Annotated in this window: 26 protein-coding genes, 1 other RNA gene and 1 riboswitch; of the genes, 7 read left to right on the forward strand and 20 right to left on the reverse strand. The window is 71.9% G+C overall.

Annotation, left to right across the window (positions count from 1 at the left end; genetic code table 11):
* Positions 1-10: 10 nt before the first annotated feature.
* The 4 genes from ACNKF0_RS16385 to hppD form a co-directional block, all read right to left on the reverse strand.
* Positions 11-808, reverse strand: a complete 798-nt coding sequence (locus tag ACNKF0_RS16385; protein ID WP_416953810.1) for a hypothetical protein — start codon at positions 806-808, stop codon at positions 11-13.
* 13 nt (positions 809-821) lie between these two features.
* A complete protein-coding gene (locus ACNKF0_RS16390; protein ID WP_416953812.1) occupies positions 822-1,064 on the reverse strand; it encodes a helix-turn-helix domain-containing protein in 243 nt (80 codons plus the stop codon).
* Positions 1,064-1,696, reverse strand: coding sequence for a DUF2975 domain-containing protein (locus ACNKF0_RS16395; protein WP_416953814.1), 633 nt, complete (start codon positions 1,694-1,696; stop codon positions 1,064-1,066). The genes ACNKF0_RS16390 and ACNKF0_RS16395 overlap by 1 nt, the downstream gene beginning before the upstream one ends.
* A gap of 251 nt (positions 1,697-1,947) precedes the next feature.
* On the reverse strand, positions 1,948-3,180 hold the full coding sequence (hppD, locus tag ACNKF0_RS16400; RefSeq protein WP_299931930.1) for a 4-hydroxyphenylpyruvate dioxygenase: 1,233 nt from the start codon (positions 3,178-3,180) through the stop codon (positions 1,948-1,950).
* Positions 3,181-3,261: 81 nt separating this feature from the next.
* Here hppD and ACNKF0_RS16405 point away from each other — a divergent pair, with 81 nt between their 5' ends.
* On the forward strand, positions 3,262-3,735 hold the full coding sequence (locus ACNKF0_RS16405) for an Lrp/AsnC family transcriptional regulator (protein ID WP_416953816.1): 474 nt from the start codon (positions 3,262-3,264) through the stop codon (positions 3,733-3,735).
* Between the two features lie 28 nt (positions 3,736-3,763).
* Here ACNKF0_RS16405 and ACNKF0_RS16410 read toward each other — a convergent pair whose 3' ends face one another.
* From ACNKF0_RS16410 to ACNKF0_RS16425, 4 genes are read right to left on the reverse strand one after another with little or no spacing between them, the layout of a single operon-like run.
* A complete protein-coding gene (locus ACNKF0_RS16410) occupies positions 3,764-4,399 on the reverse strand; it encodes an IclR family transcriptional regulator (RefSeq protein ID WP_416953818.1) in 636 nt (211 codons plus the stop codon).
* 21 nt (positions 4,400-4,420) lie between these two features.
* Positions 4,421-6,199 (reverse strand): DEAD/DEAH box helicase, encoded by a 1,779-nt coding sequence (locus ACNKF0_RS16415; RefSeq protein ID WP_416953820.1) that lies wholly within the window; start codon positions 6,197-6,199, stop codon positions 4,421-4,423.
* Entirely contained in the window at positions 6,196-6,489 is a 294-nt protein-coding gene (locus tag ACNKF0_RS16420) for a DUF3039 domain-containing protein (protein ID WP_299931924.1), read from the reverse strand. The genes ACNKF0_RS16415 and ACNKF0_RS16420 overlap by 4 nt, the downstream gene beginning before the upstream one ends.
* A gap of 23 nt (positions 6,490-6,512) precedes the next feature.
* Positions 6,513-7,067, reverse strand: a complete 555-nt coding sequence (locus tag ACNKF0_RS16425; protein ID WP_299931922.1) for a YqgE/AlgH family protein — start codon at positions 7,065-7,067, stop codon at positions 6,513-6,515.
* A gap of 86 nt (positions 7,068-7,153) precedes the next feature.
* Between ACNKF0_RS16425 and ACNKF0_RS16430 the strand changes: the two genes are divergently transcribed.
* Entirely contained in the window at positions 7,154-7,831 is a 678-nt protein-coding gene (locus ACNKF0_RS16430; protein ID WP_416953823.1) for a TetR/AcrR family transcriptional regulator, read from the forward strand.
* Here ACNKF0_RS16430 and ACNKF0_RS16435 read toward each other — a convergent pair.
* The 3 genes from ACNKF0_RS16435 to ACNKF0_RS16445 form a co-directional block, all read right to left on the reverse strand.
* On the reverse strand, positions 7,815-8,837 hold the full coding sequence (locus tag ACNKF0_RS16435) for a DUF3048 domain-containing protein (protein ID WP_416953825.1): 1,023 nt from the start codon (positions 8,835-8,837) through the stop codon (positions 7,815-7,817). The genes ACNKF0_RS16430 and ACNKF0_RS16435 overlap by 17 nt on opposite strands.
* A 263-nt stretch (positions 8,838-9,100) precedes the next feature.
* Positions 9,101-9,574, reverse strand: coding sequence for a C40 family peptidase (locus ACNKF0_RS16440; protein WP_416953828.1), 474 nt, complete (start codon positions 9,572-9,574; stop codon positions 9,101-9,103).
* A gap of 3 nt (positions 9,575-9,577) precedes the next feature.
* Positions 9,578-9,783, reverse strand: a riboswitch (cyclic di-AMP (ydaO/yuaA leader).
* Positions 9,784-9,890: 107 nt separating this feature from the next.
* Positions 9,891-10,658, reverse strand: coding sequence for an SDR family NAD(P)-dependent oxidoreductase (locus ACNKF0_RS16445; protein WP_299931914.1), 768 nt, complete (start codon positions 10,656-10,658; stop codon positions 9,891-9,893).
* 125 nt (positions 10,659-10,783) lie between these two features.
* Between ACNKF0_RS16445 and ACNKF0_RS16450 the strand changes: the two genes are divergently transcribed.
* Positions 10,784-11,833 (forward strand): phosphatase PAP2 family protein, encoded by a 1,050-nt coding sequence (locus ACNKF0_RS16450; RefSeq protein WP_416953830.1) that lies wholly within the window; start codon positions 10,784-10,786, stop codon positions 11,831-11,833.
* Between the two features lie 21 nt (positions 11,834-11,854).
* Here ACNKF0_RS16450 and ACNKF0_RS16455 read toward each other — a convergent pair whose 3' ends face one another.
* On the reverse strand, positions 11,855-12,271 hold the full coding sequence (locus ACNKF0_RS16455) for an HIT family protein (protein WP_416953832.1): 417 nt from the start codon (positions 12,269-12,271) through the stop codon (positions 11,855-11,857).
* 152 nt (positions 12,272-12,423) lie between these two features.
* On the opposite strand from ACNKF0_RS16455, the gene ACNKF0_RS16460 reads away from it, so the two are divergent.
* Both ACNKF0_RS16460 and ACNKF0_RS16465 read left to right on the forward strand, forming a co-directional pair.
* A complete protein-coding gene (locus ACNKF0_RS16460) occupies positions 12,424-13,146 on the forward strand; it encodes an excalibur calcium-binding domain-containing protein (RefSeq protein WP_416953834.1) in 723 nt (240 codons plus the stop codon).
* Positions 13,147-13,179: 33 nt separating this feature from the next.
* Positions 13,180-14,052 carry a cobalamin-binding protein gene (locus ACNKF0_RS16465; protein ID WP_416953836.1) on the forward strand — a complete coding sequence of 291 codons (873 nt, stop codon included), beginning with the start codon at positions 13,180-13,182 and terminating at the stop codon, positions 14,050-14,052.
* On the opposite strand, the gene ACNKF0_RS16470 is transcribed toward ACNKF0_RS16465, so the two are convergent.
* From ACNKF0_RS16470 to ACNKF0_RS16480, 3 genes are all read right to left on the reverse strand, one after another.
* Positions 14,043-14,180, reverse strand: coding sequence for a hypothetical protein (locus tag ACNKF0_RS16470; protein ID WP_416953838.1), 138 nt, complete (start codon positions 14,178-14,180; stop codon positions 14,043-14,045). The two genes, ACNKF0_RS16465 and ACNKF0_RS16470, sit on opposite strands and share 10 nt — an antisense overlap.
* An 86-nt stretch (positions 14,181-14,266) precedes the next feature.
* The gene (locus ACNKF0_RS16475) at positions 14,267-14,545 is read right to left on the reverse strand and encodes a hypothetical protein (RefSeq protein ID WP_416953840.1); all 279 of its coding nucleotides are present in this window, start codon (positions 14,543-14,545) and stop codon (positions 14,267-14,269) included.
* A 1-nt stretch (position 14,546) separates the two neighbouring features.
* Positions 14,547-15,344, reverse strand: coding sequence for a MerR family transcriptional regulator (locus ACNKF0_RS16480; protein ID WP_416953842.1), 798 nt, complete (start codon positions 15,342-15,344; stop codon positions 14,547-14,549).
* 78 nt (positions 15,345-15,422) lie between these two features.
* Here ACNKF0_RS16480 and ACNKF0_RS16485 point away from each other — a divergent pair, with 78 nt between their 5' ends.
* Together ACNKF0_RS16485 and ACNKF0_RS16490 are read left to right on the forward strand one after the other, a co-directional pair.
* Positions 15,423-15,773, forward strand: coding sequence for a nuclear transport factor 2 family protein (locus tag ACNKF0_RS16485; RefSeq protein WP_416953844.1), 351 nt, complete (start codon positions 15,423-15,425; stop codon positions 15,771-15,773).
* A 50-nt stretch (positions 15,774-15,823) separates the two neighbouring features.
* Complete coding sequence (locus ACNKF0_RS16490; protein WP_416953846.1) at positions 15,824-16,393, forward strand: TerD family protein; 570 nt, start codon at positions 15,824-15,826, stop codon at positions 16,391-16,393.
* A gap of 16 nt (positions 16,394-16,409) precedes the next feature.
* Here the strand turns inward: ACNKF0_RS16490 and ACNKF0_RS16495 are convergent, their stop codons facing one another.
* From ACNKF0_RS16495 to ACNKF0_RS16515, 5 genes are all read right to left on the reverse strand, one after another.
* Positions 16,410-16,910, reverse strand: coding sequence for an RDD family protein (locus ACNKF0_RS16495; RefSeq protein ID WP_416953848.1), 501 nt, complete (start codon positions 16,908-16,910; stop codon positions 16,410-16,412).
* The gene (locus ACNKF0_RS16500; protein WP_416953850.1) at positions 16,907-17,695 is read right to left on the reverse strand and encodes a hypothetical protein; all 789 of its coding nucleotides are present in this window, start codon (positions 17,693-17,695) and stop codon (positions 16,907-16,909) included. Before ACNKF0_RS16500 ends, ACNKF0_RS16495 begins: the two co-directional genes overlap by 4 nt.
* 97 nt (positions 17,696-17,792) lie before the next feature.
* The gene (locus ACNKF0_RS16505; RefSeq protein WP_416953852.1) at positions 17,793-18,491 is read right to left on the reverse strand and encodes a type 1 glutamine amidotransferase domain-containing protein; all 699 of its coding nucleotides are present in this window, start codon (positions 18,489-18,491) and stop codon (positions 17,793-17,795) included.
* A gap of 141 nt (positions 18,492-18,632) precedes the next feature.
* Positions 18,633-19,003: a transfer-messenger RNA gene (ssrA, locus tag ACNKF0_RS16510) on the reverse strand.
* A gap of 69 nt (positions 19,004-19,072) precedes the next feature.
* On the reverse strand, positions 19,073-20,437 hold the full coding sequence (locus ACNKF0_RS16515; RefSeq protein WP_416953854.1) for a hemolysin family protein: 1,365 nt from the start codon (positions 20,435-20,437) through the stop codon (positions 19,073-19,075).
* Between the last annotated feature and the right edge of the window lie 22 nt (positions 20,438-20,459).

The raw sequence follows: 20,459 nt of genomic DNA on the forward strand, positions 1-20,459 counted from the left end.
GCCCGCGCGGTCACTCCCCCGTCAGGGCCAGGCCCTGCTCGGCCAGCCCCTCGCGCAGCCGGCTGATCGCCATCGGTCCGACGCCGTGCATCGCGGCCAGGTCCGCTGCGGAGTAGGACGCCACCTGCTCGAGCGTCGTCACCTCCACCGCACGCAGGGCCCGTGTCGCGGGCGCACCAATGGTCCTCGGCAACGGCGTGCCCGCCTGCCGGGGCTCGCGCACCCGGGGCTCCGGCAGTCCGGCGTCGACCACCGCCTGCCCGCGTGGCGAGAGCAGGTAGCCGATGGCGAGCGACTCGGTGAGCCCGAGCTCCTTGAGCTTGCGCACGTCCTTCTTGAAGTCCGCCGTCTCGCGCCCCACCTGGGCGGCGAGCTCGGGCGCGCGGACGGTCGGGTTGAGGTCGATCAGGTCGAGCGTCTCCCGCGTCCATGCGCCGTACGACGAGGCCGCGTCGAGGCGGTCGAGCCGGGCGTTGATCGCCGCGATCTCGGCAGCGTCCGGCACGGCGGCCCGCAGCGCCTCGCGCGGGTCGGGACCGGCGTACGCCAGGCCGATCCGCCAGGCGGGGTCCTCCGGGCGGGCTGCCAGGGCCTCCCGGAGCGCCGCGAGCGAAGGCGCACCGGCCCGGCGTGCGTCCTCGGCGCGCAGGCTCGACACGCCGACCTGCTCGAGGCTGGTCACCTCGATCACCCCGACGCCCGTGCGCATCCGGGTGCCGACGACGACGCGGGGCTTGGCCCACCGGCGGAACGCGAGGTCGACCACCCCGGCCTTGATCGCGGCCAGCTCGGCCGGTCGGATCATCATGGCGCCCAGCCTGTCAGTCCACCCGCAGGATGTCTCCCGGCTGGCACTCCAGCGCCCGGCAGATGCCGGTGAGCGTGCTGAACCGCACCGCCTTCGCGCGACCGTTCTTCAGCACGCTGAGGTTGACGACGGTGACGCCCACCCGGTCGGCGAGCTCGGTCAGCGTCATCCCCCGGTCGGCCAGCACCGCGTCGAGGTGGACCGTGACGCCGTGCGCCTCGTCGGCCTCGGCCTCGGGCTGCGTGCGCCGCGCCATCAGATGGTGGCCTCCACGTCGCGGCGCATGCCGACGGCCTCTCCCATCACGCGCGCCAGCGCCAGCAGGGAGATGCCGAGGAGCACCGGGAGCCACGGCACCGTCGCGGTGAGGATCAGGGTGCTGTCGGTCATCCGGTTGAGCAGCGCTGCGTTGACCCACCCCGACAGCACGAAGTCGAGCGCGGCCCACATGAGGAGGATCCGCCCGAGGGTCCTCAGCTGTCCGGGCACCCGGTCGGCGAAGACCCCCTCGCGCCGGGCCCGTCGCAGGAAGAGCCACAGCATCACGAAGAACACCATCGGACCGCCGACCCAGACCACGAGGCCGGCGCCGCCCAGGGCTCGGGTGGCGCCGTCGGGGTCGGGGTCGCAGACCTGCACCTCGTCGACGCGCCAGGTGATGCCGTCGCGGAGGTCGGCCGGCCCGGTCGTGTCACCCGCTCCCCTGCGGAAGGCCGGCTGGTCGCCCGAACCGGTGGCGCAGACCTCGGCGTTCACCCCCGGGATCGAGCCGGTACCGAAGATCGTGCCGGCCACCGTGGCAACTGCCAGGATCGCCATCACGGTGACCACCAGGCCGACCAGCACCTCGAGGATCCTGAGCGGGTCGTTGCTGCGCGTGCCGTCCATGACGGTCCCCCTGGCTTATCGATGGTCGATGTTGTCGACAAACGATAGGGCAACGTTTTTCGATATGTCAATGGCCGCTGGGCCGCGCTCGAGCGGTGCGTGAGACACGTTCCCGGGCTGCGAAACGTGCCTCATCCACCGCTCGTACGACGACACGCCGGCAAGACGCCGCGAGCGGTGGCCCACCGACATTTCCGGCGTACGGAATGTGGGTGGGCCACCGCTCGGCGGCGGGTGATCGGCGCCGGGCGTCAGAGGTTGCCGCGGGCGTCCTGCTCGCGCTCGATGGCCTCGAAGAGCGCCTTGAAGTTGCCCTTGCCGAAGCCGAGCGAGCCGTGTCGCTCGATCAGCTCGAAGAACACCGTGGGCCGGTCACCGAGCGGCTTGGTGAAGATCTGGAGGAGGTAGCCGTCCTCGTCGCGGTCGACGAGGATGCCGCGCTTCTTCAGCTCCTCGATCGGCACCCGCACCTCCCCGATGCGGGCGCGCAGCTCGGGGTCCTCGTAGTAGGAGTCGGGGGTGTTGAGGAACTCCACACCGTTGGCGCGCAGGGCGTCGACGGTGGCGAGGATGTCGCCGGTCGCCAGCGCGAGGTGCTGCGCGCCGGGGCCGTTGTAGAACTCGAGGTACTCGTCGATCTGCGACTTCTTCTTCGCGATGGCGGGCTCGTTGAGCGGGAACTTGACGCGGTGGTTGCCGTTGGCGACGACCTTCGACATGAGCGCGGAGTAGTCGGTGGCGATGTCGTCACCGATGAACTCGGCCATGTTCACGAAGCCCATCACCTTGTTGTAGAAGGTGACCCACTCGTCCATCCGGCCGAGCTCGACGTTGCCGACGATGTGGTCGAGGGCCTGGAAGAGCCGCTTCGGCTGGTCGGCCTTCTTGTCCCAGCGCGGCTCGACGGCCACGTAGCCGGGGAGATAGGGGCCGGCGTACGTCTCTCCGTCGACGGTGCGCTGCACGAGCGTGTGGCGGGTCTCGCCGTAGGTCGCGATGGCGGCGATGCGGACCTTGCCGTGGTCGTCGGCCACGGTCTCCGGCTCGACGAGGACCGTCGCGCCGGCCTTGCGGGCCTGGGCGATGCACTGGTCGACGTCGGGCACCTCGAGGGCGATGTCGACGACGCCGTCGCCGTGCTTGGCGTGGTGGGCGATCAGGTCGCTGTCGGGCGCGACGGCGCCGCTCAGCACGAACTTGATGGAGCCCGACTTGAGCACGTACGACTTGTGGTCGCGGTTGCCGTTCTCCGGGCCGGAGTAGGCGATGAGGTCCATCCCCCAGGCCGAGGCGTAGTAGTGGGCGGCCTGCGTGGCGTTGCCGACCACGAAGCAGATCGCGTCCCACCCGGTCACCGGGAACGGGTCGGCGTCGGCGTCGTACTCCACGAGGCCGACGAGCTGGCGCAGCTGCTCGAGGGAGAGGTCGGCCTTCATCTCGTCCACGGTCAGGGCGCCACCGGTCGAGGCGATGTCAGTCGTCATGGGCCGAACCCTGCCCAGTCGCGGCAAGATGTGCAACAGTACGTCGAAACGTCGGACAATCTGCACAGTCGAGGAGCGCCGATGGACGAGATCGACGGCAAGGTGATCGACCTGTTCGCCAGCGAGCCCCGCCTGGGCGTGCTGGAGGCGAGCCGGCGGCTCGGCATCGCCCGGGGCACCGTGCAGGCGCGCCTGGACAAGCTCGTCGCGGCGGGCGTGATCACCGGGTGGGGGCCCGACCTCTCCCCCGAGGCGATCGGCTACCCCGTCACCGCTTTCCTCACCCTCGAGATCCGCCAGGGCTCGGCCGACCGGGGCGGCCACGACGCGGTCGCCGCCCACCTCGCCGGCATCCCGGAGGTGCTCGAGGCCTTCACGATCACCGGCGCCGGCGACATGTGGGCCCGCGTCGTCGCGCGCTCCAACGCCGACCTGCAGCGGGTGATCGACCTGGTGCTCACCGAGCCGGGGATCGACCGGTCGACGACCGTGATCGCGCTCGCGACCCAGATCCCCTACCGGGTCGTGCCGCTCGCCCGCGCTGCCCTCACCTGAGCCGCTGCCCTCATCTGAACCGCTGCCCTCACTTCAGCCGCTGGGCGACCTCGGCCGCAGCAGCGATCACCTGCGGCGCGACGACGTCCTCGTCGATGGCGCCGTCGAGGGTCACGATGCCGACACTGGCGCGGAGGCCGTCGACCCCGCGCACCGGGGCGGCCAGACCGCGGGCGCCGGTCTGGAGCTCGCCGCTCGTGACGGCGTACGCCGCCTCGTCCACGTCGACCAGCCCGATGGCCTTGCCCGCCGCGCCCTGGGTCAACGGGTGCCGGGCACCGACCCGGTAGGAGACGTGGAAGTCGGTCCAGGACGGCTCGACGACCGCCAGCGCGAGCGCCTCCTCGCCGTCGGCCACCGTGAGGTGGGCGGTCGAGCCGAGCGACTCCGCGAGCCTCCGCAGCACCGGCATGGCGAGATCACGCAGCAGCGGCTGCACCCCGCTGGCCAGGTGCAGCACGCCGAGACCGACGAAGAGCCGTGAGCGCGCGTCGCGGCGGACCAGCCCGTGCTGCTCCAGGGTGCTGACCAGCCGGTAGACGACCGTGCGGTTGACCTGGAGCCGGTGCGAGAGCTCGGTGACCGTCAGCCCCTCGGGGCTCTCCGCCAGCACGCGGAGCACCCGCAGACCGCGGTCCAGCGTCTGGGAGGTCTCGGAGGGCACGCCCTCAATATGGCAGGAAAGTCAGGAGGTCTTGCGCACGGCCCACTCGCGGATCCGGTTGATCCGCTCGTGCAGCTGCTCGGCGTTGGCCACCGCGGCCGGCGGGCCGCCGCACTCCTTGCGGAGCGCGTTGTGGGTGATGCCGTGCGCCTGCCCCGTGCGGTGGTGCCAGGCGGCGACGAGTCCGTTGAGCTCGCGCCGGAGCACTCCCAGCTGCTGGTGGGTGCTGAGCTCCTGCACCGAGTCCACGACCCGGTCGCCCACGCCGTCGGCCTTCTGCTTGCGAGCGCGCTCGCTCTGGCGCGAGTGCAGCAGCTCGCGCACCTGGTCGGGCTCGAGGAGGCCGGGGATGCCGAGGAAGTCCATCTCCTCCTCGGAGCCGGACACGACCTCGCCGGAGTGGCCGAACTGCGCGCCCTCGTAGAGCACGTGGTCGAAGGACGCGGTGGAGCCCAGCGCCTCCCACGACATCTCGAGCTCGTCGGAGGCGCCCTCCTCGGAGTTGGCTGCGGCGAGGAGGTCGTCCTCGGCCGCGAAGATGTCGTCCTCGTCCTGCACGCGGCGCCCGAGCACGTGGTCGCGCTGGGCCTCCATGTCGGAGGCGAACTCCAGCAGGTGCGGGACCGAGGGCAGGAACACCGACGCCGTCTCGCCGCGGGACCGCGCGCGGACGAAGCGGCCGACCGCCTGGGCGAAGAAGAGCGGCGTCGAGACGGTGGTCGCCCACACGCCGACGGCCAGGCGCGGCACGTCGACGCCCTCGGAGACCATCCGGACGGCGACCATCCACCGGTCCTCGGAGGCGGTGAACTTCTCGATCTTCTTCGAGGAGCCCTTCTCGTCCGACAGCACGACGGTCGGCGACTCGCCGGTGATCTTCTTCAGCAGCGCGGCGTAGGCACGCGCGGTCTCCTGGTCGCCGGCGATCACCAGCCCGCCGGCGTCGGGCACGTGGCGACGTACCTCCGACAGGCGCTTGTCGGCCGCCTCGAGGACCGCGGGGATCCACGACCCGCGGGGGTCGAGGGCCGTACGCAGCGCCTGGGCGTGCATGTCCTTGGTGAGCGGCTCCCCCAGCCGGGCGACGACCTCGTCGCCGGCGCGGGTGCGCCACTGCATCTCCCCGGAGTAGGCCATGAACAGCACCGGGCGCACGACGTGGTCGGAGAGGGCGTGGGCATAGCCGTAGGTGAAGTCGGCCGCCGAGGTGGGGATGCCGTCCTCGCCCGGGGCGTAGCTGACGAACGGGATGGGGTTGATGTCGGAGCGGAACGGCGTACCGGTCAGGGCGAGCCGCCGGGTGGCCGGGTCGAACGCCTCGCGCACGCCCTCGCCCCACGACAGCGCGTCTCCGGCGTGGTGGATCTCGTCGAGGATCACCAGCGTCTTGAAGCGCTCCGTGCGGATGCGCATGGCGAGCGGGTTGACCGCGACACCGGCGTAGGTGACGGCGATGCCGACGTAGTCGTCGGAGGTGCGGCCCTTGCCCGCCGAGTAGGTGGGGTCGATCGGGATGCCCGCCCGCGCCGCGGCCTCGGCCCACTGGGTCTTGAGGTGCTCGGTGGGCGCGACGACGGTGATCCGGTCGACGACGCGGCGGCTGAGCAGGTCGGCCGCGACCGTCAGCGCGAACGTCGTCTTGCCGGCGCCCGGGGTCGCGACCGCGAGGAAGTCCTGCGGCTGCGCGGCGCGGTACTTGTCCACCGCCGCCTGCTGCCAGGCACGGAGGGAGGGCGCGGTGCCCCAGGCGGCCCGGTCGGGCCACGCGGGGGGCAGCGGCGCGTCAGGCCGCGCCGTCACGCCTCGGGACCCGAGCCGTCCGAGCCGGACCCGCCGCCGGGCTTGTCGCCCGACTTCATCGAGTCCCAGATCTCCTTGCACTCGGGGCAGACCGGGTACTTCTCCGGGGCCCGTGACGGCACCCAGACCTTGCCGCACAGCGCGATGACGGGCGTGCCCATGACCATCGCCTCGGTGAGCTTGTCCTTGGGCACGAAGTGCGAGAACCGCTCGTGGTCTCCCTCGTCCGTCGGGACGGTCTGACGCTCTTCGATCGTCTGGGTGCCCGGGGAGAATCCGATGGTGCTCATGATGGGCAAGCCTAACGCGGAGATCAGTTCATGTCGGGATCGACGGGGCGGTTCACGTGCCAGGCGAGCATGCCGGGCTGGCGCCGCATCACGTCGCGCCACAGCTCGCCCGGGTCGTCGCGGAAGGCGTCGGCGGCCTCGCTCGTGACGACGTACCAGCTGCCCTCCTCGACCTCGCCGTCGAGCTGACCAGCACCCCAGCCGGCGTAGCCCGCGAACACCCGCATCGCGCTGAGCGTGCCGTCGACGAGCTCGGTCGGGGTGTCGAGGTCGACCATGCCCAGCAACCCGGCGACCGGACGCCACCCCACGGGCGGGTCCTGCGGGTCACGCAGGGCCCCGACGGCCAGGGCGCCGTCGGTGCCGACCGGTCCCCCGCGGAACAGCACCTCCGGCTCGGCCACCACGTCGCGCCACGGCTCGAGGACGTCGGCGACCATGATCTGCGAGGGGCGGTTGAGGACCACGCCCAGCGCACCCTCCTCCGTGACGTCGAGCAGCAGCACGACCGTGTCGGCGAAGTTGGGGTCCTGCAGTGCCGGCGTCGCCACCAGCAACATCCCCGAAGCGAGCTGCATGCCTCCACTATGGCCGACCTCGGGTCACGGCACACCACCCCGGCGACGCCCCCTCGACCGCGCCGGGGTCACCTAGGCTGCGGGCCATGGAGAACCGCGGCCGGCAGCGCTACTCCGACGCGACCAAGCGGGCGCTGGTCGAGGTGGCCGAACAGCTCTTCACCGAGCACGGGTACGCCGCCACCTCGCTCGACGCGATCGCGGCCGGCGCCGACGTCACCAAGGGCGCGCTCTACCACCACTTCAGCGGCAAGCAGGCGATCTTCGAGGCCGCCTTCGAGCGCGTGGAGTCACGGGCCACGTCCGGCATCGCGCAGGCGACCGAGGGTCACCGCGACCCGTGGGACAAGGCGCGGGCCGGGTTGCGCGCCTTCCTCGCCGCAGTCCAGGAGCCGGGCTACCGCCAGGTCGTGGTGTCCGACGGACCCTCGGTGCTCGGTCACGAGCGCTACCGCGAGCAGGAGGAGCGCTCGACGTACGCGATCGTGGACGAGATCGTGCGGTCCGTGCTGACCGCCGACGGCGGCGCCCTCGACGACGCCCGGCTCGACGACGCGATGCTCGACACCTTCACCCGCATCTTCTTCGGGGCGATGTCGGCAGCGGGCGGCTCGGTCGCCGTCAGCGACGACCCCGCGGCGGCAGCCCAGCGGGTCGAGACGGCGGTCGGCATCATCCTGGCAGGCCTCCAGCGCCTGCTCGAGGAGGACGCCGGAGCGCTACGGGCGAGCCCGTTCGACGCCGGGACTACTTCGCGAAGGTGACGTTGCCGTTGACGGCCGGGACGAGCTCGACCCACACGTGCCCCGCGGGCACGGTGAGCTCGCCTCGCTTGGTCGAGAGCTCGATCGGACCCTTGAGGCCGTCCTTGCTCCACGTGCCCTTCACGACCCGACCGCCGTGGAAGAGCAGCGCCGAGCCCTTGCCCTCGAACTTGGTCTCGGGCACCGGGTAGCCCGCCGGGTCGCGGTAGCCCGCGTCACCGACGCGCACCCGCAGCACGAGCACGGAGTCGGCGGGGAACTGGTCGCCCTCGGCGGCGTAGGAGTCGGTGTTGACGTAGCCGCCCTTCTGGAACTGCCAGCTCGTGGAGTGCGCGCCGAAGTCCGCGGTGAGCGTGCTGGCCTTCGCACCCTTCGGCAGGTCGGCCTCGTCCCCCCACGGCAGGTAGGGGGGCGGCTCCTCCTCGGCCTTGAGGCGCTTGGCGATGTCGCCGAGGCGGGCGAAGAGGTTGTAGGGGGCCGAGCGCGTGGTCTCGCGGTAGACACCGGCGTCGCCCTCGGTGATCCAGGGGATGCCGGCACCGTTGACGCGCTGGATCGTGACCGGGGCCGCGCCACTGGTCACGACGGTCGCACCCTCGGGCACGATCCCGATGTCGCTGGCGCGCATCGAGCGGACCGGGCCGATGCTGGCGGGAACCTTCGAGTAGTAGAACGCGGCGAGACGCGTGTAGCCGCCCTCGACGAGCTCCTCGACGACGAGGTCGGCCGAGCCGAGACCCACCTGAGGGGCGCTGGAGGAGGTGTTGTCGACCTTGGTCACCACGACGGGGTGCCGGGGGGCGTCAGCCTTGCGCTCGAGCCCGGTCAGGGGCCAGTACGTCGGCTCCGGCGGCTCCTCGGTCGTCTCGGAGGCGGTCGGCTCGGAGGACGCCGAGGCGCTCGGCGCCGGGTCGTCGTCGCCACCGCTGCAGCCGGCGAGCAGCAGCGTGGCCGCCGCCAGGGTGGCGACGATCGCGCGGGACGAGGGGTGGCGACGGTGACGCACGGGGGACTCCGATCGAGCGGGGGTGTCGAGCCAAGGAAAGTCTGGGGGCGGGGGGGGGGGGGGGGGGGGGGGGGGGGGCCCCCCGCGCCTTCCCGATCGGGGAAGGCGCGCCACAGGGTAGATCAGCAGGAACGACCTACCAATCCTGCACTGTCACCCGCATCCGGGCGCCGTTCAGGCGCGGCGGAGGGTCCCGCCGAACCACGCGGAGGTCCACGGAGCGGCGACGTGCACGCGCGAGCCCGGCCGCGGGGAGTGCACCATCAGCGCGTGCCCGCGCGACCAGCGCACCAGCGCAGGAAGATCGCGGCGTGGTAGACGCCGCCGCTGCCGTAGAAGAACATCAGGTCGCCGGGACGCATGTCCTTCTTCGCGATGCGACGAGCAGCACCGGCCTGGGCGCTCGAGGTCCGCGGCACGGCGATGCCCGCTCGGCTGTAGGCGTAGCGGATCAGGCCGGAGCAGTCGAAGCTCGACGGACCGGCGGCGCCGTACGCGTAGGCGTCGCCGCGCTGGGCCATCGCGATGTTGCGCGCAGTGAGCACCCGGTTGGCAACCCGACGCTTGGCGCTGACCCGCGCCGTCTTCTTCGTCGTGGTGGTCGTGGCGGAGGTGTTGTCGGAAGTGCTGCCGCTGGGTGCAGCGTTGGCAGGCAGGGCGCTCATCGTCGATGCGGTGAGGCCGAGCCCGGCGAGGGCGAGCGCGAGGGCTCGTACCTTGTGAGGGGTCGCAGGCATGGTTCGTCCTTTCCCACGCCTGTGAGGTGAGCTGTCGGGCTAGGGCTGGAAAGTGCCCTGCCACCGCGCTCCCGTCGTGCTGCTGAGAGCTTGGGCGGCTTCGCCCCGAGCCGGTCGATGACCGGCAGTGGAACCTGTGGGTCCCCCACTCCTGCCCCGGTGTGTCTCGGGGGTCGTCCCGGCCGGGCAGGACTCGGCGTAGTCCGGGACGGTTGGGTCTCTCGACCGCCATCCAAGGTGACAGACGACCGATGGAGACGCAAAACGGCCACGGCCCCCGAGCGGGGACCGTGGCCGGGATCACGCCCGGGAGGGCTCAGCCCAGCTTGCGCCCACCGTCGACGTACAGCGTCTGACCAGTGATGAACGACGCCTCGTCGCTGCACAGGAACGCCGCGGCCGCAGCGATGTCCTCGGGCTGGCCGACGCGCCGTACGGGCGTCGCCTCGGCGTTGAGCCGCTGCAGCTCCTCGGGCTCCATCTTGAGGCGGCGCGCGGTGGCGTCGGTCATCTCGGTGGCGATGAAGCCAGGAGCGATCGCGTTGGCGGTGACGCCGAACGGGCCGAGCTCGATGCCGAGGGTGCGGGTGAGGCCCTGGATGCCCATCTTGGCCGCGGAGTAGTTGGCCTGGCCGCGGTTGCCCAGCGCGGAGACGCTGGAGAGGTTGAGGATCTTGCCGTACTTCTGCTCCACGAAGCGGGACTGGGCCGCCTTGGTCATGTTGAAGACGCCCTTGAGGTGGACGTTCATCACCAGGTCCCAGTCCTCCTCGGTCATCTTGAAGAGCAGGTTGTCGCGGGTGATGCCGGCGTTGTTGACGAGCACGTGGATGCCGCCGAGCTCGTCGACCACCCGCTGCACGGCGGCCTCGGCCGCGGCGGCGTCGACGACGTCACAGCCGATGCCGACGGCGCGGGCGCCCTCGGCCAGCTCGAGCCGGCCGGCAGCCTCCTGCGCGGCGGCCTCGTCGAGGTCGAGGACGGCGATCGAGGCACCCTCGCTCGCGAGGCGCTGCGCGATGCCGAAGCCGATGCCTCGCGCTGCTCCGGTGATGACGGCGACGCGACGGTCGAATCGACCCATCTCGTTTACTCCTCAGGTTCGGTGGCTGCTTGTCGTCCGGAGCGTAGTGGGCGCACGTAGCGAGAACTCGTGAAGGTTGGGTGCAGGCGATGCGCCATCCGGGTCCACCTCGCTACGGTGGACGGATGGGACGGGGGGGCTTTCGTGGCGCCGTCGCCGTGGCAGCGGCGATGGCCGTCGCCACCGCGCTCGTCGCTGCCGCCTACGACCTGCCGGTGCGCGACCCGGACGGGGTGTCGATCCCCACCTGGGTGCGGCTGCCGGCGATCGTGCTGCTCGCGGTCGCGCTCGACGTGGTCCCGCGCTGGGTGGCCGCGATCCGGCGCGACGCGGTCGGCGCCTGGCCGGCCTTGCGCGCGGTCGTCCGCGAGCGCTGGAACCGCGACCAGGTGCAGTTCACCGTCGTCGGGCTCGCCGCCTGGTACGTCGCCTACGTCGCGTTCCGCAACCTCAAGGGATACCTGCCGTTCGTCACCGACCGGCTGTGGGACACCGAGCTCGCGCGCGCCGACCGTCTCCTCTGGCTCGGTCACGACCCGGCCGACGTCCTGCACCAGGTGCTCGGCACCGGCTGGGCGGCGTGGCTGATGTCGGGGGTGTACGTCCTGTGGATCGGCCTCGTTCCGGCGATGCTGGCGATCGCGCTCGTGTGGACGCGTCGCTCCCGCACCGGCGAGCTCTACGTCACCGCGGTCTCCTTCAACTGGCTGATCGGTGTCGGCGTCTACTACCTCGTCCCGTCGCTCGGCCCGATCTACTCGGCGCCGCAGGGCTTCGCGGACCTGCCCGACACCTTCAACACCGGGGTCCAGGAGCTGCTGCTCGACGACCGCGTGGCCGTCCTCGCGGGCCCCTGGGACACCCGTGCGGTCCAGACCATCGCCGCCTTCGCCTCGCTGCACGTCGCCATCACGGTGACCACGTGCCTGGTCGCCGAGCTCATCCGGCTCCCTCGGTGGGTACGGCTGTCCGGCTGGGTCTTCGCCGGGCTCACCTGCCTGTCGACGGTCTACCTCGGGTGGCACTTCTTCGTGGACGTGCTCGGCGGGGTCGTGATCGGCACGCTGGCGCTCGTGCTCGCCGCCTGGACCACGGGCCACCCGCTCCGGCGCCGGGACCGGACGTGGACGCTGCGCGGGGCCCGGGCGCGCGAGGAGGAGCAGGTCGGCTCCTGACCGGCTGCGCCCGCCGCTCGCTCAGCCGGACGCGAGCGCGTCGCGCAGCTTCTCGGCGTACGCCGCCGCCTCGCCGTCGGCGTACTTCGTGCGGGGCCAGAAGAAGCCGCGCAGCCCGTCGCCCTTGGTGCGCGGCACCACGTGGAGGTGGAGGTGCGGGACGGACTGGCTGACCGTGTTGTTGATCGCGAGGAAGGACCCCTGGGCACCGAGCGCGTCCTTCACCGCCGTCGCGAGGCGCTGGGCGGCGGCGAGGAACCCGTCGCGCTGCGCCGCCGGGAGGTCCGGCAAGGTCACCAGGTGCGTGCGCGGGACGAGCAGGACGTGGCCCTTGAAGAGCGGCCGGGTGTCGAGGAAGGCGACCAGGTCGTCGGTCTCGAGCACGAGGTGACCGGGCAGGTCACCCGCGACGATCTGGCAGAACACGCATCCGTCCACGCCTCGGATCGTGCCACGCCGTCGTGTGGGGCACCGGCGGTCGGGGTGGGGCGTGCCTGGTCTCGACGGCGACTTGGCCCGTTCCGCCCACGTGCGGGCCCCGCCGGTGTGAGGCTTCGGTGTCAGCACCGAAGACTTCCGTGGGGGAACACATGCACCACCAGCTCGTCCGCGCGCTCGCGCTCGCCCTCGTCGCCCTGGGCCTCGGCGTCACGGCCCAGGCGCCGGCGTCCGCCGTCATCGACCGCGACTGCGGTGACTTCGCCAGCCAGGCCGCCGCCCAGAACTTCTACCTGAACGCCGGCGCAGGTGACCCGCACCGCCTCGACGACGACGGCGACGGCGTCGCGTGCGAGTCCAACCCGTGCCCGTGCATCGGTCGGGGCACCACGGCGCCGCAGCAGTTCGCCAACACCGGGACCAGCCAGACCCAGACCCAGAACCAGACCCAGCAGGGCCAGCGGACCTACCGCGAGACCGGCAACGTCGTCCGGGTCACCGACGGTGACACCCTGCGCGTCCGCCTGCGCGGCGGGGCGCACGTCTCGGTCCGCATGCTCGGCATCGACACCCCCGAGCGGGGTCGTTGCGGCGCGGACGCCGCCACCGCCAACCTGCGTCGCCTCGCACCGGTCGGGTCGACCGTGCACCTCGCGTCCGACCGGACCCAGGCGGCAAAGGACCGCTACGGCCGCCTGCTGCGCTACGTCGCACGCAAGGGCGGCTACGGCGACCTGTCCTTCCGGCAGGCCTGGGACGGCTACACCCGCCCCTACGTCTACGGCGGCAAGCCCGTCGCGCGGCACCGCGCGTACGTGCGCGCCATCGGCCACGCCCGCAGCCACGCACGCGGTGCGTGGAAGGGCTGCTGGTGACGCCGGCCTGAGAGGTCCCTCTAGGCTCACCGGATGCGCATCGTCTCGCTGATCCCCTCCGCCACGGAGATCCTGTTCGCGGTCGGGGCGGGTGACGACGTCGTCGGGGTGACCTTCGAGTGCGACCACCCGCCGGCGGCGCGCGAACGGCGCGTGGTGTCGACCTCCGCGATGCCGGAGGGCCTCGCTCCTCAGGAGATCGACGACTTCGTGGCCGCCGCGATGACCGCGGGCGAGGACCTCTACCGGCTCGACTCCGGGGCCCTTGCCGAGCTCGACGCCGACCTCGTCGTCACGCAGGACCTCTGTGCGGTCTGCGCGGTGGACGTCGACACGGTCGACGAGGCGCTGGGCTACCTGGGGTGCCGCGCCGAGGTGGCGACCCTCGACCCGCACTCCCTCGACGACGTGCTGGCTTCGATCACCGAGGTCGGGCGCCTCACCGGCAAGGCCGAGGAGGCGGACGCGGTGGTGGCCGGCCTCGAGGCGCGCCTGACGGCGGTCGCCGACCGGGTCGCCGGTCTCGAGCGACCCCGCGTGCTGGTGCTCGAGTGGACGGACCCGCCCTTCGCGCCCGGGCACTGGATCCCGGAGATGGTCACCCGCGCCGGTGGCGAGCCGGCCCTCGGCGTGGCAGGCACCCGCTCGGGCCGGATCACCTGGGAGGAGGCGGTGGCCTCACGGCCCGACGTCGTGGTCTGCGCCCCGTGCGGCTTCGACCTCGAGGGCAGTACGACGCTCGCGCAGGACGTGCGCGACCGGTTCCCGGGCGTGCCGGTCTGGGCGGTGGACGCCGACGGCCACTTCGCCCGCCCCGGCCCGCGCCTCGTGGACGGTGTCGAGGTGCTCGCGGGGATCCTGCACCCGGACGCGGTCGCGCCGACGACCCACTGCCGTCAGGTCTGAGGACGCTCCACCCGCACCAGGACGTCGAACCTCCGCCCGTCCCGCAGCGCGGCGAACGAGCCGACCTGTTCGAAGCCCAGCGACTCGACGGTCCGGCGCGCCCGGGCGTTGAACGACGCCACCGTCACCCGGAACGCCGCGGGCGCGAACGTCGTACGCCCGAAGTCGAGCCCGGCCGAGATGACCGCCCGCCCGAGCCCACGCCCCTGTCCGGTCAGCGAGGGCCGCAGCCGCCGCCGGTGTCCAGCGCGGCGTCGTCGTAGTCCCAGCCCGGTACCTGCCCGTCCGGGCCGAAGGAGCGGAAGCCGATCAGCCGCTCCCCCGCCACCACCGCGTGGAAGCCGAGGGCGGGGTCGAGCAGCTCGTCGGGTTCGGCGCCCGCGAGGTCGTAGACGTCGTACGGCGGGTCGTAGCGCCAGGTGGCCAGGTCCTCCGCGCGCTCGCGCGCCAGCGGCGCGATGCGGATCGTGCCGGGGTCGATCAGGTGGGCCACCTCAGCCGCCCGACACCCGGAAGACGGGCCAGCCGATCTCGGTGCGCCACCGGGTCGGGTCGGCGGTGTCGCGCGGCCCGACGAGGTAGGTCTCGCGGATCGGTCCGGCGACCGCGAGCGCATTGCCGACCACCCACGTGCCGACCTCGCCGTAGGTGACCTCGATGTCGTCGTGGCTACCGACGTGGGTGGCGACGGCCAGCTCGACGGCCGGCAGCACGACGGAGTGCACGCGCCCGGACCGGGGAGCCTCGTGGGTCGGCACGTGCACCAGCACGTGGCCGCGGCCCACCTCGAAGAGCGCGTTGTCGTAGACCCCGCCCGGGGCGCCGGTCGGGTCCGCGACCACGGCATCGAGCTCCGCCATCGCGCCGGCGTACCAACCCAGGACCTCGTCGTGGGCCACGTCGCCCTCGACCGCCGCCACCTCCGTCGCAGGAACGGCACGCAGCTCGACGTGCACGGGTGCAGGCTCGGGAGCCAGCAGGCGGCGCAGCGACGCCACGGCTGCGCGCGTCCGGTCCAGCTCGGACTCGAGGCGGTGCAGGTGCCCGGCGACGACGCCCGCGCGGGCGTCAGGGTCCGACGTGGAGACGATGCGGCGTACCTCGGGCAGCGGGACGTCGAGCTCACGGAGGCGGTGGATGACCTGGGCGGTCGGGATCTGGTCGACGCTGTAGTAGCGGTAGCCGGTGGCGTGGTCGACGGTGGCCGGAACGAGCAGGTCCGCATCGTGGTAGCGGCGCAGCGTGCGCACGCTCAGGTGGGTCAGTCGCGAGAACTCGCCGATCGCCAGCATGCGCGCAGTGTGCACCCTCCCCCCGAGGGAGAGTCCAGTGCTTGACCCTCTCGCGGGTGTACGCCGCACGGTGGTCGCATGACCACCACCGACATCACACCCACCCAGCTCCCACCCACTGTCCGCGCCTTCCTCGAGGCCCACGCAGCCCACGACGTGGACGCGGCCGCCCGGACCTTCGCGCCCACGGCCGTCGTCCAGGACCAGGGGCAGACGTTCCGTGGCACCGCCGAGCTGCTCGACTTCCTGCGCCACCAGGGCGGGGAGTTCACCTACACCACCGAGCTGCTCGGCGGTCGGCGGATCGACGAGACCCGCTGGGTCGCCGTGAACCGCCTGGAGGGCGACTTCCCCGGCGGGGTCGCCGACCTCGACTACCGCTTCACCCTCGCCGAGGGCCTCATCACCGAGCTCGTGATCGGCGGCTGACACGGCCCGCTGCTGTACGTTCGAGGGGTCCCCGACCGGAGGAGCGACCCGTGATCGAGCTGGCCAAGGGGCAGGAGCTCACCCTCACCCACGAGGACGGGTCGAGCCTGACCACCGTGCAGATGGCCGTCGGCTGGGACCACTCCCCCACGGCCGGCTTCATCGGCAGCGGCGCACCCCCGATCGACCTCGATGCCTCGGCCGTGCAGTTCGCCGGAGACCAGTTCTTCGACCTGGCGTACTTCAACCACCTCGCGACCCGTGACGGCTCCGTGGTGCACCTCGGCGACAACACCACCGGCAAGGGCGAGGGTGACGACGAGGTGATCACCGTGGACCTGGATCGGGTCTATCCCCGGGTCGACTCGATCCTGTTCATGGTCAGCAGCTACCAGGGCCACTCGCTGGAGTTCATCCGCAACGCCTACTGCCGCCTCGTCGACCACGACGGCACCGAGCTCGCGCGTTTTACCCTGACGCTCGGGGTCCGCGAGACGGGCCTCGTCATGGCGCGCTTGCACCGCGACGGACCGGTGTGGAAGCTCCGCACGATCGGGACGGGCATCGCGCTCAAGACGCCCACTGACTCGCTCGAGGCGCTCGTACCGTTCCTCCGGTGACGGCACGCCCGGCCGGTCAGTGTCGTCCCTCGCCCCGGGCGGAGGGGTGGGGCAGCCAGTCGTAGGCGACCGAGGTGTGGAGGGCCAGGTCCTGGAGCGACCGACGGTCGCGGTCGACGGCGCACCACAGCAGGCCCACGGGGAAGAACGCGCACGTCACTGCTCGGGCGAACGACCGGACCAACCCCAGTCGCCCGCCGTTCCTCGACGTCACCCGGACCCCCCAGACGTGGTCGCCGATGCTGCGACCCGCCATCCACCACGCGACGGTCAGGTAGAGCACGAGGTAACCGATGAAGAGGGTCACCGACCACAGGAGCGACGGGTCGGGCATGCGGAAGCTGCGTGGCTCGAGCACGAACCGGACGCCGACCAGAGCGGCGTACGAGCCGACGAGCGCGGCAGCCACCACGAGGGCGTCGACGACGGCCGCTGCCACGCGCGTGACGACACCGGCACTTGCGCCCTGGTAGGAGCGCGCCTCGCGGGGGACGCTCAGCATCTCCGGATCGCTCACGGCGGCGCCTCGGGCGGGACGCGCTTGCGTCGGAGCCGGAAGAGGTGGTTCTCGAGGCTCCTGCTGATGGCCTCGTCGGCCGAGATGCCCGTCATCCGTGCGCCACGGATGGTCTCCGACGCCATGGAGCCGCTCGAGTCACGGATGATGGCGGGCAGGTCGATGGCTTCGATCACCTCCTCGACCATCGCGACGAGGTCGACACGAGCGATCACTGCGTCGATGTCGAGCCGGGCGGCGATGGCGTCGATGTCGACGCCGGCCACCGCTGCGTCGAGGTCCACGCCCGCCACGGCCGCGTCGAGGTCGACCCGTCCAACGATCGCGTCGAGGTCGATGGCGTTGATCACCTCCTCGACCATCGCGACGACGTCGATCCGGCCGATCACGGCATCGATGTCGAGGCGGGCGGCCACCGCGTCGACGTCCACTGCTCGTACGACCTCGTCGAGGGCGACGTGGTGGAGGACCAGCCCGGTCAGGTCCAGGCGGGAGACCACCCGCTCCACGACGACGGGCGCCCACTGGTCGAGCAGCGCCTGCGCCGCCCGCACCAGGTCGGCGCGGCGGGTGGCGCCGTGCCGGGCCGCATCCTCGAGCAGCGTGGCCGGTTGCCACCGCTCGGGGACGAAGCGGGGGCGCCAGATCATCCGCTGGTGCAGCAGTGGCAGGTCCACGACGGCACGACCCAGCGCCACGCCGGTGCCGACGACCGCACCGGCCACTCCCAGGGCGACGTCGACCACCTGCTGCGGCTCGTGCAGGACAGCGCCTTCGACAGGCACTCGTGGCGCTTCCGCCAGGCGTGTCATCCCCCCAGCCTGCGGCTGCGCCGTCGGGGCCGCCTCACCCGTTCGGGATGAGTGAGGCGGCCCGGCGGTGTCAGGACGAGAGCAGTCCGACGACCTTCTGCGCGGCCTCGGTGCTGGAGGCGGGGTTCTGGCCGGTCACCAGCTTGTCGTCGACGACGACGAAGGGCTCCCACGAGCTTCCCGAGGAGAAGGTCGCGCCGGCCTCGCGCAGACGCGACTCCAGCAGCCAGGGCGCCTTGTCGGCCAGACCGGCCTGCTCCTCCTCCTCGTCGGTGAAGGCGGTCAGGTTGCGCCCGGCGAACAGCCAGGAGCCGTCGGCGCGCTTGGCGGGGAGGAGTCCGGCCGGGCCGTGGCACACGGAGGAGACGACCTTGCCGCCGTCGAGCATGGTCGCCAGGATGCGGCCGAGGTCGTCGCTGACGGCAAGGTCCTCCATCGGGCCATGGCCACCGGGCACGAAGACGGCGTCGTAGGAGTCGAGGTCGACATCGGCGAGGACGAGCGTCGACCCGAGCCGGCCGGCGAGGGCCTCGAGGGCCTTGCGCTGCTTCGCCGACTCCTCCTCGCCGATGGTGTCCGGAGCCAGGCTGCCCTCGTCCACGACGGGCGTCCTGCCCTCCGGGCTGGCGAGGTCGACGTCGATCCCGGCGTCGGAGAACACCTGCAGGGGAGACAGCAGCTCCTCGGCCCAGAAGCCGGTCGGGTGCGTGGTCCCGTCGTTGAGGGTCCAGTGGTCGGAACCGGTCAGGACTACCAAGATCTTCGGCACGTGCGTACTCCTCGAGGTCGGGGGCTCGGACGCCGTGCGGCGCCTCCGACGACGCTACCCACGGGGTGGTCGGCTCGGTGCGCACGCACGAGAGCCGCCCCGACGGGTGTCGGGACGGCTCTCGTCAAGAGGGCTGCGCGTGAGTGGAGCTGCGGGGAATCGAACCCCGGTCCTCGAGCGTCGATCCAGGTCTTCTCCGGGTGCAGTCAGTGATGTCGCTTTTCTCGGCCTCGGCGCTCCCACAGACAGGTCGCCGACAGGCCCAGTCAGGATCAAGTCCCGGTCACCCCTCCTGACAGAGAGTGACCAGCAAGTCTCCTAGATGAGGCCTGGGTCCGGGACGGAGACGGGTGCCCGGTCAGACCCTTCGATCACTGCTCAGGCAGCGAGAGCGAAGTCGTTGCGATTGGTGTTGGCAACTATGGATTTCCAGCGGTCGTTTACGAGATGACGCTGGCTTCTCGACCCGCTTCCCCTGGAACTAACGTCCCAAGTCGAAACCGATCAGCCCCTCTTGTGTTGTCAAGCAGGCCCGAGCCCACGGCTCCAGCCTACTGGTCCCAACCGACAACCGGCGAACGCTATTCCTTGAGGGCGTCCGCGTCCTCACGGTCCGGGGCCCTGCCGGCCTGACCGTCCCCCGCCCCGTCGGACTCCCCGTCCGGCTCCTCCGTCGCCGGCACGGGCGCGGCGTGGAGGCGTACGCGCATGATGCGGTGGCCGTCGACCTCGACGACCTCGAGCCGGCGGCCCTCGACCACGACGGAGTCGCCGAGGTCGGCCATCCGGGCGAGGCGATGGAGGACGTAGCCGGCGACGGTCTCGTAGGGGCCGTCCTCGAGGCCGACGCCGGTGCGCTCGGCGAACTCCTCGATCGTCACCCCGGCGTCGACGGTCGTCGGGTCGGCGGCCGCAGCGACCTCGGCGTCGGTGTCGTACTCGTCGTGGATCTCGCCGACGAGCTCCTCCATGAGGTCCTCGAGGGTGACGATGCCGTCGGTGCCGCCGTACTCGTCGACCACCAGCGCGATGTGCGCGCCGAGGCTGCGCAGCTGGTCGATGGAGGGCAGGACGCGGTTGGTGCGGGGCAGCACCGGCAGCTCCCGGGCGATGTCGGCGACGGTCGTCGAGCGGTCGTCGGCGCGACCGAGGACGTCACGCAGGTGCAGGTAGCCGAGCACCTCGTCGAAGGACTCCCCCGTCACCGGGTAGCGGGTGTAGGGCTGGTCGACGATCACGGCCACCGCCTCCGCGAGGCTGAGGTCGCCGGCCAGGAAGACGACGTCGCCGCGCGGCTTCATCACCTCGCTCAGTGAGCGGTCGCCGGCCTCGAAGACGTCGTCGACGAGCCGTCGCTCGCCCTCCGGGATGTCCTCGTGGCCCGAGATCATCATCCGCAGCTCCTCCTCGTCGACCTCGTCGCCGGAGGCGTCGGGGTTGCCGCCGAGCAGGCGGACGAGCAGGTTGGTCGACAGCGACAGCAGCCAGATCACCGGCGTCATCACGGTGGCGAACTTGCCGAGCGGGGGCGCGAAGAGCTTGGCCACCCCGACCGAGCGCTGCAGGGCGAGCCGCTTGGGGACGAGCTCGCCGAGGACCAGCGAGAGGTAGGACACGACCAGCGTGGTGACCACCAGCGAGACCGTGTCCGGGGCGGGCAGGCCGAGACCCTCGAAGACGGGAGCGAAGGAAGGTGCGAGCGTCGAGGCGCCGAAGGCTGCGGAGAAGAATCCCGCCACCGTAACGCCGATCTGCACCGCGGAGAGGAAGCGGTTGGGGTCACGGGCGAGCGAGGCGACCGCGTGCCCGCGCCCTCCCTGGGTATCGAGCCGCTCCACCTGGCCGGAGCGCAGCGACACCAGGGCGATCTCGGTCGCAGCGAACACACCGCCCACGAGGATGAACGCGAGGACGAGCAGGACGTCGATCCAGGTACCGGCTTCCACGGCACCAACGTAACGAGCGGCC

The sequence above is a fragment of the Nocardioides sp. T5 genome (assembly GCF_048161455.1).
Lineage (GTDB): Bacteria > Actinomycetota > Actinomycetes > Propionibacteriales > Nocardioidaceae > Nocardioides.